5 protein-coding genes are annotated in these 17,421 nt (G+C 36.6%); all 5 read right to left on the bottom strand.

The window, feature by feature from the left end:
- Positions 1–4: 4 nt before the first annotated feature.
- The 5 genes from LNQ34_RS22670 to LNQ34_RS22650 all read right to left on the bottom strand — a co-directional run bounded on the left by LNQ34_RS22670 (position 5) and on the right by LNQ34_RS22650 (position 17,407).
- Positions 5–8,941: a non-ribosomal peptide synthetase gene (locus tag LNQ34_RS22670; RefSeq protein WP_230001396.1), complete on the bottom strand. Its 8,937-nt coding sequence runs from the start codon at positions 8,939–8,941 to the stop codon at positions 5–7.
- A gap of 67 nt (positions 8,942–9,008) precedes the next feature.
- Positions 9,009–10,385, bottom strand: a complete 1,377-nt coding sequence (locus LNQ34_RS22665; protein ID WP_230001394.1) for an FAD-binding oxidoreductase — start codon at positions 10,383–10,385, stop codon at positions 9,009–9,011.
- A gap of 5 nt (positions 10,386–10,390) precedes the next feature.
- Complete coding sequence (locus LNQ34_RS22660) at positions 10,391–11,509, bottom strand: VOC family protein (RefSeq protein ID WP_017496625.1); 1,119 nt, start codon at positions 11,507–11,509, stop codon at positions 10,391–10,393.
- 11 nt (positions 11,510–11,520) lie between these two features.
- Entirely contained in the window at positions 11,521–12,840 is a 1,320-nt protein-coding gene (locus LNQ34_RS22655) for an aminotransferase-like domain-containing protein (protein ID WP_230001392.1), read from the bottom strand.
- Positions 12,841–12,895: 55 nt separating this feature from the next.
- A complete protein-coding gene (locus tag LNQ34_RS22650) occupies positions 12,896–17,407 on the bottom strand; it encodes a non-ribosomal peptide synthetase (RefSeq protein ID WP_230001390.1) in 4,512 nt (1,503 codons plus the stop codon).
- Positions 17,408–17,421: the final 14 nt, after the last annotated feature.

Genomic DNA, 17,421 nt, shown 5'->3' with positions numbered 1-17,421 from the left:
AGTTTTAGTTGGTTTCTATACTTGTTTTTTGAATGCTACTTTTAAAAATTTCAACGTACTTGTCAAAATTGTTCCCGTTGAAAGCTTCCCAGTGTGTCCCTGGCAGGTAATCGTGTACTAACGCTCCATTGGTATAATCCTGCCAGTCCTTCATATTACTTTTTAATTCATTCTCCGAGGATTCAAGAACATATATCGTACTGGAAATTTTACCCTGAAGTGTATATTGATTGTCCAGCAGTAGGTTGTTTTTCATAAAAGACAAAACACTTGCTTTTTGGTCTTTACTTAAATCAATCACCTTCTGATATTCATCAAGCAGCCAATTGGCCTGTTCGTCAATATGCTCCGTATCGTTGCTTTCATTTAGAGACGTTGGTCTGTCCACCAAAACCAATTCAATGGCATCGTATTGTTTTTCCAGTTCTTTAACTACTTCAAAGGCAATTGAAGCCCCCATTGAATATCCCAAAACCACAAACGGCTGATTGCTCTGACGTTTTTTAATTTCTGCGCTGAAATAAGCGGCCATTTGTTCAATAGACTGAGAAAGCTCTTCCTCAGGCTCTAATCCTTTGTATTGCAAACCAATCGAATTAAACTCATTCCCTAATACTTTTGCCAAAGGATGATACATTATAGAATTACCCAGAATTGGCGGTATGAAGTAAATTGTATTTTGAGGATCTCCGGCATGTAAATGGATCACTGCAGCATCGGATGTTTTTTTACCCTGAGCCAATTCTCTGATCGTTGGCGCGTTATAAAGATCTTTTATCGAAATGTCTAAGCCTACTTTTCTTCTTAGCATTGCCTTTAGCTTGATCGCCTTCAGACTATATCCGCCAATTTCAAAAAAATTGTCCATAACACTGATGTCTCTTTTTTCTAAAATGTCCTGCCATATCTGAAGGATCGTATTTTCGGTTTCATTTTCCGGCGGAACAAGCGATCTGAGGCTATCCGTTTTGTGTATTTCGATGGCTAATAATTTATTTCGGTCTACTTTTCTACTTTTTGTTAATGGAATTTCTTCTATCGGAACAAAATAAGAAGGAATCATGAAATAAGGTAAAATGCTTTTTAACCTGGTTCGGATATCTTTCACATCATAATGTTCATCAGGCACCAGATAAGCTACAATTTCTTTTTCTCCTAATTTGTTTGCTTTGGCCAGTACCGCAACAGAAGTTGTTATTTCTTGTTGAAGAAATGCATTTTCGATTTCGCCCAATTCAATTCTGTAACCTCTGATTTTTACCTGATCATCGGCCCTGCCAAAAAACTGAATATTCCCGTCCGATAACCTACAGCACAAATCGCCTGTTCGGTATAAGGTTTCTTCTTTGGCAAAAGGATTGGTCACAAAACGCTCTTTGGTAAGTGCTTCCTGATTGATGTACCCCCTGGAAACTCCGATACCTCCAATATACATTTCGCCAACGACTCCGGTTTTCGCAATTTGCAAAGCATGGTCTAAAATATAAATAGTCGTATTTTCAATTGGTTTTCCAATTGGCAGGCGATTTAGATCTTTATCATTCTCTTTGTCGTAGGCATATATCGTCGAAGATACAGTGGTTTCGGTAGGACCATAAGAGTTGTAGAAGTCCGTGTGAGCCGCCCATTTTCTGGCTAGATCTATTGAGCACTCTTCACCTCCGACCACAACTCTGTTCAGATGGTATTTATTTGGGATCACATTTTCGAGGTAAGTTGGTGTTACATCTATATGGGTGATCTCTTTTTCCATCAAAAGGTCCGCAAATTTTTCATTATCCAGTAAATCCTCTTTATCACATAACACTAGAGTCGCTCCACTGCTTAGTGCAATAAAAATTTGTTCCACTGAAGCATCAAATACATAATTAGAAAAAGCTAAAATTTTCTCTTCTTTCTGTATTTTATATCTTTTTATTAACGAGTTTGCCAGATTTACTACTCCTTTGTGTTCAATATAAACCCCTTTTGGGTTTCCGGTTGTTCCAGAGGTGTATATACTGTATATTAAAGCGTTTGAAGTAAGATTATGATCGGTTTCTGCTACACTTTCCTGCGAGATGGCATCCCAGTCTGTGTCAATTAATATCGTTTTTGGAAAGGATTCTTCTGAAAAGTTTTCTAAAAGAGACGGCTTAGAAATTATGGCTTTTGCGGCTGTATCCTTTAAAATAAAATCGATTCTTTGCTGCGGATAACCCTCGTCTAAAGGAACATAGGCTGCTCCTGCTTTTATGATTCCAAAAATTGAAACCAGCATTTCTATAGAGCGATCCAGTAGTATTGCCACAAAATCTTCCTTCCCTATACCTTGTTTTTTAAGATAGTTTCCTAATTGATTCGATTTCTGATCTAATTCGGCATAACTCATATTTACACCATTGTGATGCAGCGCCGGATAGTCAGGGTTTAGAAGGACCTGTCTGTTAAATAAATCCAATACGGTCTGATCTTCGTTTACGGTTACAGAGTCATTCTGCTTTTTATTCTCATAAATTTCCTTTTCCTCATCGGATAAATGATCCAGTTCTTTTAATGAAGATTCCGGATGCTCTACAATGTGCCTAAACACTTTTTTGTACACGGACTCTATTTCAGACAATTCAATTTTGTTAACGAGCGCTCTGGTTTGTGCAAAGTCAAACAATGCTGCATTATTGGTATTGTTAACAGTAAAATCGAAATACGTATTGGTAACTCCTTTTCCGTTTAAGGTTAATTCCTGATTCTCGAGATATGATTCTTCTTTTTCGTTAGATTGTTCTTCTAATGCATCGTAAGAATAAAAATCAACATAATTGAAAATGATATCAAAGAAAGGATTGTTTAATCCTTTAATCTCATTAGTAACAGAAGCGATACTGGCCAAACTCATATCCGAAAAATTACTTACTTCGATCAGTTTTTGCTTTACTAACAACAGTAAATCTTCACCACTTAAATCCCTACTCACTTCAACTCTGAAAGGTATTGTATTTAGAAAACAGCCTAACATTTCGTCAGCATCCGGTAAGGCAGGTCTTGTATTTACAACCAGACCAATTGTAATGTCATTGCTGTACGAGTATAATTTTAAAGTATACACAAAGGCACTCAAAGCCAGTTCTTTTAATCTGATACCGTAAGCCTTTTTTAGACTTTCAATTTTTGCTAACTCTTTTTTCTCAAAGCTGAACAATTTAAAATCGTCTGTTTCTTTTTCAGTAAACAGATCAAGTCTGTTGTAATCGTTTAATTCATTAGTCCAAAATGCTGCAGTCTCTTCCTTTCGCTTGTCCTGCAATTGGTGCAGCATATAATCCTTATGACTCGATTGTAATTTAGCAGGTTTAAACGAAGGATTTTCAAGTAATTTAAGGTATACATTATTGATTTCCGTGAGTAATAATGAATCACTCCAGCCGTCAATAATGGCATGGTGACATTGCGAAACAAAAACAATTGTATCATTGCCCAGATTAAAAGCAGCCATACGAAATAATGGCGCCTGAGTCACATCAAACGGATGGAGCAATTCTGACTGAAGAAAGGCTGTAATAACTTTTTCCTGTTCTTTTAAGGACTGCAACTGAGATAAATCTTCATACACAACCGGTATTTCTGCTTGTTTGTATAGAATTTGAACTTCCTGATCGTGATCCTGTAAATTAAATCCTGTTCTCAGAATCTCATGCTTTTCAGTCACTAGTTGCATGGCTTTTCTGAAAACCGAAACATCAAAATCTTTAAATTCGCGGTGATTGATCATCTGATCGTGATATATACTCGCTCCTTCATATTTCAATGACTCATAGATCATTCCTTTTTGAATGTCGCTCATTGGGTAAACGTCTTCAATGGCATCAGCGTCGTTTTCATTTAAAGATCCTAAAACACGGTTCTTTATGAAATCAATAGCTTCTAATCCCTGGTTCCCGGTTCCAGTAACAGCCGTTTTTTTAACGTCCAGTGACGCTCTGTTGTTTTTTATAAAATCTGATAATTGCGAGATACAATCATTGCTATAGACATCTGAAATTGTAATTTCCAACTGCATTTCGTTATAAATACCATTCACAATTTTCAACACTTTAATAGAGTCTCCTCCCAAATCAAAAAACCGATCATTTATACCAATTTTTTTCTTGTCCAGAACGGTTTCCCATATGTTTACTAGGGCTGTTTCTTCTGCTGTTTGCGGAGCTGCATATGCTGCTCCTCTTTCTGTTTCTGAGCCTCCTATTTCTAATAGTGCCTTGGTATCTATTTTTCCGTTTGGTGTTAACGGAAATGCTTCCAAAGTAATAAAGTGAGCGGGTACGGCATAAGAAGGCAGCAAGTCTTTTAAATGGTGTTTTAACTCTGAGATGTTTATTGCTTCCTTTTCTAACAAATAAGCATACAGTTCGTTATCACCCGTTTTGTTTTCTTTTACTAAAACAACCGCTGCTTCTATATGGCTGTACTGTTCAACAGCATACTGTATTTCGCCCAGTTCAATACGATATCCTCTCACTTTTACCTGATTGTCTTTTCTGCCTAAAAATTCGATTTCCCCGGCTGAATTCCACCTGCCTAAATCACCTGTTTTATACATTAAACCTGCTTCACTAAAAGGATCTTTTACAAACTTTTGGGCCGTTAATTCCGAATTGTTTAAATATCCTTTGGTTACGCCGCTACCTCCAATATGCAATTCCCCAATCACACCTAGCGGAACTAAATCTTCTTTTTCGTTTAAGATGTAAATACGGGTGTTGGCAATAGGTTTCCCGATAGTTGCTGTCACCGGTTTTCCTTCTTCATATTGATGAACGCTGCTCCAAACAGAACATTCTGTCGGACCATACTCATTAAACAAATCACAGCCTGATTGACCTATTTTGCTTTTAAAATGGTCTTCGATTAAACTTATCGGACAAGTTTCCCCGGCTACCGTAACTTGTTCAATAGAAGATTCTTTATCTGATAAGGCATTCAAAAGCAGTTTATAGTAGGAAGGCACTGTTAATAAATGACTTACTTTTTGAGAAACAATAAGAGCTGCGATAAAATTAACATTAGCAATATCCGAGCTGCTGGTGATACACAATGTTCCTCCCGTAGTTAATGTACTGAATATCCCCGCGACTGAACTATCAAAAGCAACTGAAGACAATAACAAAAAGCATTTTATTGGCGAATAGGTATTGCCTCGTGGTGCTAAAGAATGCTGTAGGTTGCCATGGGTTACCATAACTCCTTTTGGATTTCCTGTAGATCCCGAAGTATAAATGATATAAACCAAATGATCCGGTAAAACTGTTATTTGAGGAGCGGTTGTTGAATTTGTCAGACTGTACATCTGTACATCCATGGCGAATATTCCGCCCTCATAATACGATAGATCAAACATATAATCGGATTGTGTGAGCAGGGCCTTTACGTTGGTATCTTTCAGGATATATTCTTTTCGGGAAACCGGGTAATCGGGATCTATAGGAACATAAGCAGCTCCTGTCTTTAATATTCCTAAAAGACCAATGAAGATCGATTCGGAACGATCGAGCATCATTCCAACAAAATCATTAGGTTGTATCTGGTACACTTCCAATAAATAATGAGCCAGTTGATTGGAACGTTTATCCAATTCGGAATAACTCAATTGATTTCCTTCAAAAGATACCGCTATGGCTTCGGGATTTTTTTCGACCTGCTCTCTGATCCTATCTAAGACGTTCTTAGCTGTATCATAGTCCAATGTTTCTGAATTGAAATCAAGTAAATATTGTTCTTCTTCTTTTAGTAACCATTTCAATTCCTGTACCGGCAGTTCTGCATTTTGCAATAAAGCTGCTAATAGCTGCTCCAGATGATTTCCAAATTGTTCTATTCTTTCTGAATCGAAAACATCGCTATTGTAAATGATACTGGTAGCTAAACCATTTTCAGAATCAGCAAAATTAAAAACCAAATCAAACACACTGGAATCCGGTAATTTTCCCTGATATTCGTTAACCGATAAATTCTCCATTCCTTTGGAGTTTGATACTTGTTGGTTTTGAACAATAACCTGTACATCAAACAAAGGATTACGACTCATATCTCTTGGAATATCCAAGGAAGAAACCAGATCATCAAATGGATATAACTGATGTTCATGTGCTCCCAGAACCACTTTTTTTACCTTAGACAAGATTGTATTGAAACTGTCTTTTTTCGAAAATTGAGTCCTAAGTGCCAAAGTATTTACATAAAAACCAATCTGATTTTCTAAATCAGCGTGATCTCTTCCTGCAACAGGGCTTCCGATCACAATGTCTTCCTGTTGGGTATAGTGGTAAAACAAAACATTGACTACACTAAGTAATCCCATGAACAAAGTAGTTTCCTGGCTTTTAAGAAGCTGATCAAATCTGTCACTTAAAGAACGGGGAATCATCTTAGTATACAGCCCTCCATTGTATGTTTTTATAAGTGGACGCTGCTTTCCTGCTGCTAAATCTAAAGTAGGTAAATCGCCTTTAAACTGATTCAGCCAATAGTTTTTATGCAACTCCAATCTGAAACCGCTTAGCTCTGTAAGCTGCCATGACGAATAGTCTTTGTATTGAATAGGCAGCTGAGTTAATGCTGACGGAACGCCGGTTACCAGACTGTTGTAGAGCTGCAACAACTCCTTTACAATGATTTCTATAGACCAGGCATCACTAATAATATGGTGAATTACGGTACTGAATACCCAACGGTTTTGAGATTGTTTATAGATACTGGCTTTTAACAAAGTTCCTGAAGACAAATCAAAAGGAGCTGACAAATCTTCAAACAAATGTTTTTCGAGAACTGTTTCGTTTGTATGGCTCAGGTCAGTATTTTTTATGGTAAAAAGAATGTCTTCAAGTGGTGTAACGTATTGCAACACTTCATTTTGATCATTTTCTTTAAAGCTGGTTCTTAAAATTTCATGACGTTCTATCAGTTGTACAAATGCATTCTCTAACGCATCGAAATCCAGTTCCCCTTCAAATACATAAGCCCCGGACATGTTGTAGGCGATATTGGCTGCTTCATGCTGGCTCAGGATCCACAAACGACGCTGCATTATGGAAAGCGGGTAACCATTTTGTTTCTCCAATACAGGAATTTCACTATAATCAACCTCTTGTTCTTTGGTTATTAGGTCGTATTGAGAAGCTAAACTTGTATGAATGAACAAATCTTTTAGCTGTAGTTTTACACGAAACTCTTTATGAATTTTACTAATTAACCTGGAAGCTTTTAAACTATGCCCTCCCAAATCAAAAAAGTTATCTTCCATACTGATGTGCGAAATTCCTAAAACTTCTTCCCATAACCCCGCCAATGCTTTTTCAAGCGGAGTTGACGGCAGCGTATGGGTTATCTCTTCATTTGTCACAATTTCTTCAGGGGATTCTAATTTAGAATGAGCTGTTCTCCTATTTATATTCAGAGGAAGAGAGCCAATTTTCTCCACCGGATTTTGAGCTACTGCTTCTACTATATTTTCTAAATCTTTTAGGAATCCGACTGCTGTTTCTCCGGTAAAAATATCGGTATTATATTCCAATTCAACCGTCAGGGAATCAGACTTTTCTATGAACGTAAAGGTTAAATCATATTTACTAACCCCTCCGTTTAATAATTCGTTATAGGATGTACCTGCTTTTTGATCGTCGCTCTGATTTTCGTTCTGAATATCAATCATAACATCAAATAAAGCACTACGGCTGAGGTCTCTTTTTAGGTTGAGATGATTCACTAATTCATCAAAAGGGTAATTCTGATTTTCAATTGCATTTAAGGTTACCATTTTATTTTTCTGAAAAACCTCTTCAAAAGAATGAGCGGCTCCGAATTGTGTTCGAAGTGCCAGGGTGTTTACATAAAATCCAATCTGGTCGGCCATGTCCTTATGTGTTCTGCCTGAAACCGGACTCCCAACAATAAAATCTTCCTGTTCGGTGTATTTGTGCAATAGTATATTGATAAGACTGAGACAGCCTGTAAACAAAGTACCTGAATTTTCTCTGCAAAAGGATTTAAACTTTTGATACAAAGCTGTGGGTATATCCTTTCTTGTCACATTTCCATTGTAACTCATGATAGCCGGACGGGGGAAATCTCCAAAATGTGATAGTATCGGTAAATCACCTTCCAGATGAGTGAGCCAATACTTTCTCTCTTTATTGAACACTTCGTCTGCTAATTGCTTTTGCTGCCATACAGCATAATCTTTATAATGTATCTGCAAAGGATGACTCTGTACGGTTTCTCCTTTTCGTCGGGCATCATAGTTTTTAAGCAATTCATTAATCATGATACCAATAGACCAGCCATCACTGATAATATGATGCATATTATACCCAAAAACGAATCTGTCATTGTTAACTTTTACCAGAGCTCCCTTGAATAAAGGACCTTTTTCAAGATCGAAAAAAGTATTACTTATACCGGTCAGGATTTCGTTTAATTTTTCTTCATCACCGTTTACTTCGATTTGCTGAAAAGGAAATTCAAAATCTTCCGGAGCTATAATAAACTGTCTTACTTCTTCCTCTTCTACGGTTTTAAAAACAGTTCTTAAAACTTCATGACGATGAATCAAATCACGAATGGCCAGCATAAAAGCAGTAGTATCCAATGCTTCATCAATAACCTGAATTCCGGGAATATTATAGGAGAAGTTTGCTTTATCAATCTGACTTAGAACCCATAATCGAAGCTGGGAAGAAGATAACGGGTAATGTTCGCTTTTTGGTGCGACAGGAATAGCATGGCTTTCATTAACCTGATCTTTGGCATATTTATTCACCAGATCAATTAATTCTTCCTTTTTTGATTTGATTTCCTTTAATAGTTCTTCATTTAAAACACCTTTGGGAGCTTTAACATCCAGATTATTGTTTATTACTTTGACAGTAACTTTAAGTTTTTTCAGCTTTGTAAATAAATCGTAACCCATAATAATATTTTTTCGTGTACACTAAATTCTATAGTGTATGTTAGTTAAATGGTCCTGTGTAAAAATTTTAATTTATGATTCTGTTTTTATCGAATAGCTCCCTGATGCCGTTTATTATATGGATCTGATGGTTGGTCATGGCATCTTCTAAATAGGGAAGATTAATTTTACCAACTCCGTGTTCTCCCGAAATGGTTCCGCCCAGTTCTAGTGCTCTGAGGAAAATGGCTTTCACCCAAATTGCCAGATGGTCTTCCCACTGCTTTTTACTGCTTTGTTTGTCCTGAAAAATATTGACATGAAAATTTCCATTCCCAACATGTCCGAAAACCGTGTATTCAAAATCATATTTTTGGGCTATCCCTGCAATTGATTTGTACATTTCATCAATTTTAGAACGGGGTACTACAATGTCGATGTCTCTGAAAAACACATGATGAATAACCGCTTCTCCAATTTTAGAACGCATTTCCCATAGTGCTTTCACTTCGTTTTGGGTATCTGCTATGCTAATTTCTTCTGGTGTGTAAGTGCTGATAAATTCACTGATTTCAATAGCCTGCTGCATTAGTTTTTCTGAATCTGTGCCTTCAAGTTCGATCCATAAAATCCCTTCAATACGTTTAGAATTCCATTGTTTTTTATCCAGAAATTTTGAGGCCAGCTCTACTCCTTTCTGATCAATAAATTCAATACTTGAAGCGTCGTATCCTTTTACAAAAAACTGCTGTACGCCTTCAAACAGCTTCTCAATTTTAGTAAAGGGAATCATGAGAAGCAGTTCTTTCACGGGAGGAACTAGTTTTAATACTACTTTAGTGATGATGCCCAGTGTTCCTTCGCTTCCGGTAAACAATTGGGTAAGATTATAACCGGTTGCATTTTTAGTTACATTTTTTCCTGTCCATATAATACTTCCATCAGGTAAAACAATCTCTAAATTGATGACATAATCTTTAGTCGTACCATATTTCAATGATTTTGGACTGCCACTCGATACTGCTATATTTCCACCTATGAAACAAGCGTTGGCACTGCTGATGTTTTGCGGAAAATTTAGACCTTCTTTTAAAACCGCATTACGCAAATCCTGAGTGATCACTCCTGACTCTGCTGTAACAATCCTGTCGATTTTATTAATCTCGATGATTTTATTCAACCGTTCCAGCGAAAGTATCAGGCCGTTTGTATGAGATAATGCTCCTCTGCTGACTCCGGTACCACCGCCTCTCACGGTGATACTGGTCTTGGTTTCATTACAGATTTTAAGAATTTTTGATATCTCTTTTTCATCTTTAGGTAAGATTACTGCCGAGGGTATACTCTCTTCATCAGAGGTGCAGTCTCTGGAATAATTGTACAATAACTCAGCATTCATTAATACATAGTCATGCCCCACTATTTCAATTATAGCATTTATAATATCGGTCTTGCAGCCTGTCATCCTTGTTAAATTTTATTCGAAAGTGTCAGTTCTTCTTCCATTGCTTCAAACAGAGCGTAGATATTATCTAAACCAAAGCCCTGATAATCATTTACTCTTTGTACTATTTCATAGAAAAATGTAGCTCTGTCTCCTATAGGTGTGGTAAAGATTTGAAAGAGCAGGGCTCCCTCTAAAACATCGCACAAGATCCCGTGCTTTTTTAAAGGTTCTACGTCCAATTCAGGATATTTCGAAGCTAATTTTTCATAGTAAGAATCCGGATATCTGGTAAATTTCACACCGGACTCTCTCAATGCTTTTACAGATTTAATAATGTTGTTTGATTCAAAAGCGATATGCTGTATTCCGGTTCCGTAGTTTTGATCGATAAACAATTGTACCTGATTTTTTACGCCATGTTCCGGTTCAACCAAAACGTTATTAATGCTTTTATTACCGGATTGAAGCACTTTCAATAACATCCCTATTTTCTTTTCGCCTTTTACTTTTCTCTCGTCAAATTCGACCACGGTTTTAGAAAGGAAGATGTTGTTAAAATACTTTTCCCATAAATTGATTTCGTTGAGTCTTAAGGCACAAGCTACGTGGTCAATTTTTTGCAGACCGGTATCTTCTCCTTCAAAGTTCCATTCGCTCTGTACATTTTTATATCCCGGAAGAAAGTCTCCATTATAATTATCATAATTGATGAGTACAATTTCATTATCATCAAACATTTTTAAAGATGCCTGTTCTACAAAACCATTTTCATCTGAGGTTAAATGCGGATGTTCTACTGGTATTGCCCCATTTTTCATAGCTCTTTCGAAGAAGTCCTTAACATTATCAACGTTTATGGCCAGTCTCTTGATACCGTTCCCGTGAAGATCTACGAAAGAAACTATTTTGTACGAACTAGGCTGTGATGCTGAGGTGATCACCAGTTTTATATCATTTTTTACGATATAATAAGAACAACGATCTAAAACACCTGTTTCCGGTCCGGCGTAAGCTATCACTTCAAAACCTAATGCTTTAACGTGCCAGAATACTACCATTTTAGCCATACCCACATAATACTCGACAAAATCGTACTCCATATTAAAAAAATCAGATACGATTATTTCATTGTTGTTTTCCATTTTTATAGTTTTTATTGGTTTTTTACTTTCGATTTTATAAACTCAGACAATCTTTGCACTCCGTTTATGATTTCTTCTTTGGTGACATTACTAAAGGCCAGCCTCAACTCCTTTTCGCCTCCTTCGTTCATGTAAAAAAAAGACATAGGGGTAAAAATTACTTTATTGACTTCTGCGCATCTTATAACATCTTCTTTAGTCACTTTAAATGGCACTTTAAGAATTAAGAAAAAACCTCCTGCAGGTAAATTCCAACTGATATTTTCTGCCCAGTACTGTGTTTCCTTATTAAAGAAATGATTCAGACTTTCTAAAAGCTGATCTCTCTTTTCTTTCATACCTGTCCGTTTCTCAGCATTTAAGGATTCGAGCGAAAATTTGTTCTTTAGTAATAAACCGCCAAACATGGCCTGCATTATTGATGGGGTATTTACAGTGACGTATCCTTTCGTTTTCGCCATTAAATCGCTTAGGGCAAAAATTTTACCCTGTACTTTTACTTTTTGTGTAACGACCATTAAACAAAGACGTAAAGAAGGGTATATCGTTTTTGAAAGGGATCTCAAGTAGATTACAGTATCATTTTCATCCAACGATTTTAGAGTAGGCAATTTTTCGTTTTCATAATAAAAATCACCGTAGGCATTGTCTTCAAATATCACAAAATCATACAAACGTGCCAATGCCAGAAGTTTATGGCGGTTGGACAAAGACATGCTGTTTCCGGTAGGGTTTTGAAAATCGGGAATTACGTAAACCACTTTTACTTTTTTACCCTTTTCCTGATGCTCCAAAATTTTATCTTCAATTGCTTTTATGGAAGATTCATTTACAATAACCGGAATACTTTCAATTTTGTAGTCATTGATTTTTGCAAAATGTGTTATCCCAATGTAAGCGGGATCTTCTACCAGAATAACATCATTTTCCCGATCGCAAAGCGTTGTTATTCCAATGGCGATGGCTTCTTGTGCTCCTACTGTGATAAGGATATCTTCTGGATTTACTTTTATAAACTCATCAATAAACAGATATTTTGCAACTTCTGTATTTATGATTCCTTTGGTTCTGTTGTACTGTCCCAGATTTTCCAAAACTATATTTTCTTCAATCCCTTTTTCACAAACATTATGCTGTACAAAATAGTCCAGACATTCAGAAAATTGCCCGATATTGAAATATTTAGCGTCTGGTCTGCCTGATGCAAATGAAATTGCCTCAGGATATTGCAACTGAACTTCGTTTAGAAATCCCATCACATCTTCGCCCATAGAAAATAATAATGGGTTTACAACATCGATTGACGGTTGCGAAATTATTTTTTCCATCATTTCTGAATTTTTAAAAGGTTATTTGGTTTTAATTTTAGAAAAGTAAAAGAGTATCTTAAATATTGAATTTCTCGTATTCCTCTTCGTCAACTTCCTCCGTCTGTTTGACTAATTTTTCTACCTCAACCGAGAAAGAGGCTATAGTAAGCTGATGCAATAAGGTTAAAGAAACGGGCGGTATACCGAATCGTTTATAGATTTCATTTTTCATTTTTGCAAGTTTCAAACTGCTTCCTCCCAGAAAAAAGAAGTTATCGTTTACGCTTATTTCTTCCAGTTTTAATAAGTCCTTCCAAATCTCCGCTAACTGCTTTTCCGTCTCATTTCTCGCCAATACAAAAGTGTTTTGATTGCTTATGGTATAATTATTTTTAAGAAGGTGTAATTTTTTGAGATCTGCTTTTCCGTTTACGGTTACCGGGATTTCCTTTACGGTCTTAAATTTTTCGGGAATCATATAATCCGGTAAATAGCTTTTCAGAAATGTTCTTAATGACACATAATCTATTTTTTCATTGCTATGCAGATAGGCTGTCAATTCTTTTTCACCATTTTCATCTTCATTCAGGGACAATATTGCTTTTTTTACGGATTGGTATTGTTCCAGGACATTTTCGATTTCTTTTAAATCAATACGATAACCTCTGATTTTTATCTGATTCTTTTTTCGTCCCATATATTTCAAAGTCCCGTCCGGCAGCCATTTGACTAAATCACCCGTTTTGTATAACAAATCGCCCATCTCAGGATCAACAGTATTGGAAACAAACGCCTCGTCTGAAAGTGCTATATCCTTAAAATAGCCTAAAGCAAGTCCGCTTCCTGCAATGTAAAGCTCTCCGACAGCGCCCTGAGGCATTAGCATTTTTTCTTCAGACAAAACATATAATCCTGTTTTATCAATTGGTTTTCCGATGTTTACGATATCGTCTTGTTCCAAAAATTGCAAACTGGAGATGATGGCGGTTTCAGTTGGGCCATAAAGATTCCAGATACCGGTACCGGTAAGTGCGACCAAATTATTTTTCAGTTGTTGATCCAAATCTTCTCCGGCAGCCATAACCACCAGATTTTCTGTATTTTTCCAGCCTGTGTCCAAAAGCATTTTCCATCTTGTTGGCGTCGTAAGCATGTGAGTTACTGTATTCTCTTTTAGAAAATTATTCAGATGATAAATGTCTTTTCCTTCCTTTTCATTTGTCATTACAACCTGCCCTCCAGTGATTAAAGGCAAGAAGATTTCTAAAAGTGAAATATCAAATATCAGAGGAGTTACTGCTACAAATTTTATGGTTTGATCCAATTCTAATTGCTGAGACAATGAAACGATTACATTCTCAAGTGAATGATGACTGATCATTACTCCTTTTGGTTTTCCTGTTGACCCTGACGTAAAAATAACGTAAGCTAGATCACTTGAATCTATTGCTACCGCTTCGAAAATACTGTCCCTAACATTGGGAACTTCATGGATGTCTACTTTTACTATTTCGGAAGAAAAAAGACTCGTGTTTTCTTTTTGAGCTACCAGTAATTCAGGATTTACTTCGTCTATGATCTGCGTAATTCTTATGTTTGGGAAACCGGAATCAATGGGTAAAAAAGCAGCTCCGGTTAACAGGATGCCCAAAATCCCCACTAATTGATCAACAGAACGGTTGATGCACAACGGGATGATCATTCCTTTTTTAGCTCCTTTTGATTGTAAGTATCGGGCCAGATTTTCTGATTTCTGGTAAAGCGCTTCATAGGTTAGGGAATCAGTACCGTCCGAAACTGCAATCTTATGGGGATGCAAAAGATATTGTTCTTTAAAAAGTTTTAGTACCGAAGTTTCAATACTCTTACTGCTGTCCTCCTTTTTAGTTGCACCAATCTCTTTTTGTACAGCGTTAAAAGAATCTTTTAATTTTGTGATATAAGGTAAGCCTTCCAACACACTTGTTTTGTCAATACCAAAATCGATTAAACAGGCAATTTCATTTACTCCTGCTTTTACCACTTTATTTAAGATCGGTAAACTGCTTTCTAAATTTCCGATAAGGCTGCCTTCTTTAAAATATTTGCTCACCGAAAAATCCAGCATTTCGTCAACTGACTTTTCTGTTATTTTTTGAAGTGATGGATCACTGCTCTTTTCCAAAGCTTCTTTCCCATTCATTTCAAGAGACTTTAGCAAATATTTCTTCATTGATGGTCTTGCTTTTTCCTGTGCTTTTTCTACCGTTTCATCCAGATAAGTGTGCAACATGAGTACCACTCTGTCGCCGCCTTCTTTATGATTATTTTCTTTGTAAGCCTTTCTGTATACCGCAATTTTTTCTTCCAGTTCATCAAAACTAAGATTTAACAATCCTGTCAAAATTCCTGCTCCTATTTCTCCTGCTCTTTTATAGGTTTCTATATTTCCGGTACAGGCAATCCAAACAGAAACTTCTTTCTGAACTGGCTTTGGTAATATTTTAAAAGGTTTCTCTATCGAATCAATTCCTTTAAAATTTACCGAATTTCCGATCCAAAGCGAGCGAACATCTTCTATGGTCTGAATTAAAATATCCTTTCGGTCTTTAAAATTCTCAGGATAAAAAACAAAATCATTAGCATTCCATCCCGAAGCAAAGCAGATGCCTGCTCTTCCTCCTGAAATATTATCAACTACCGACCATTCTTCGGCTATTCTGATGGGATGATGAAGTCCTGCAACAACGCTTCCTGACCTTATGCCTATATTTTTGGTTCTTGCTGCTACGGCTGCTCCCAAGACACTTGGATTTGGAAAAGGTCCGCCAAATTCATTAAAATGTCTTTCCGGTGTCCAGACTGCACTATAACCATTAAGATCTGCATAAGCTGCTCCAATCATTAGTATTTCATACTGATTTTCTTCTGTTCCGGTATTTCCGAAATAATAAAGACCAAAATCCAACGCTGTACGGCTATCTCCTGTTAATTTATCAGAAAGAATAACATTAGATTGATTTCGGCTCCATTCTGAAATTCTTTTACGTTCACCAGAATCGATGCTCTCCAGAGCACTTATAGCAATTTTATCGTTTGCGATGGTTTCCGTCATTAAATACTCTAAATGATCGGTCAGACGTTTTATTGTTTCCTCCTGATAGATTGCTGAGTTGTATTCGATTTCGTAAAAAAGGCTTCCCTCTTTGGATTCCGCAAAATTAAACGTAAGATCATAAGCTGAATACCCTTCTTTCAGTTCTGCAAATTCAACCACTTTTAATCCTCCCGGAAGGAAATCGTCTTCCAGAGAATCAGCGTCAAAATTTTGCAATACGACAAATACATCAAATAGGGTATTTCTGCCCGGATTTCTTTCTACCTGAAGCTGATTTACGATTTCTTCAAATGGATACTCTCTGTTTTCATAGGCATTGAAAGCATTGGTATTTACAATATTAAAAAGTTCCTTAAAGGTATTCTGCGCTTCAAAACGGGTTCGCAAAGCAATTGTATCCGCGTAAAAACCTATTTGATCTTCCAATTCAGAAAAATCTCTTCCATACACCGGAAATCCTAAAATAATATCTTTCTGCTCACTAAACTTATAGAACACTAAATTAAATAAAGTCATCAATCCTGTAAACAAGGTTCCGCCTTCGTTTCTGCAATACGTCTTAAACTCTTTTACTGATTCGGCTTTAATGGTACGTCTTAGCATCCCCACTTCAGAATTTCTAATCACCGGTCTGGTATAATCTTCAGGTAATTGCAGCAAAGGCAGTTCTCCTCCCAGCTGATTGATCCAATATTCTTTTTCTTTACTTAAATTTATATCCTCAAAACGTTTGCTTTTCCATACCGCCACATCTTTATATTGTATTCTGAGCTCCGGTAATAAAGCATCCATTTGCATTACTTCGGCTTTATAGAAAAAGAATAAATCGCGTATCAGAATATTGAATGATCTGCTGTCGCAAATGATATGATGAATGATAATATAAAACAACCATTTATCTGCCTCTAAACGAATTAAGTAAAATTTCAATAAAGGACCGGTCTGCAGGTCAAAAGGTATTCCCCTCTCCTCTTTAATGAACTTGCTTAATCTTTCTTCTGAAGTATCCTCTCCTCTAAAATCAATGTGACTGATCTTAAAATTTAACGTTTCAGGGCTTTTGATCCACTGGCATATTTCACCACTTTCATTTTCAGCAAAAACAGTTCGAAGGCTCTCGTGTCTGGAAATCAATTCCTGACTGGCTTTTTCAAGCGCTGCAATGTCTAATTCTCCTTCAAACTGAAAGCTTTTTGACATGTTGTAAGCATAATTATCGCCCCAATTATGGCTCACAATCCATGATCTTGTCTGAGAAGGTGTGAGCGGATAATACATCAGATCTGCGGGTGCCAATGGTATGCTTGCTTCCATTCTGGTTTCCTGCTGCTGTTTTAAAAATTCTACGATTTCAGATTTTCGTACTTTTATTTCCTCCATCACAGCCTCAGAAATCTCTTCACTTGTATAAGAAATTTGAAGATTATCTTCAGATAACCGGATAGTAATATTTTCTTCCGTTAAATAATTCAAAAACTGTAGTGTATCCATAATCAATTCGATTT

It is taken from the genome of Flavobacterium lipolyticum (genome assembly GCF_020905335.1).
Classification (GTDB): Bacteria; Bacteroidota; Bacteroidia; order Flavobacteriales; family Flavobacteriaceae; genus Flavobacterium; species Flavobacterium lipolyticum.
This window is presented reverse-complemented; position numbering and strand designations above follow the sequence as displayed.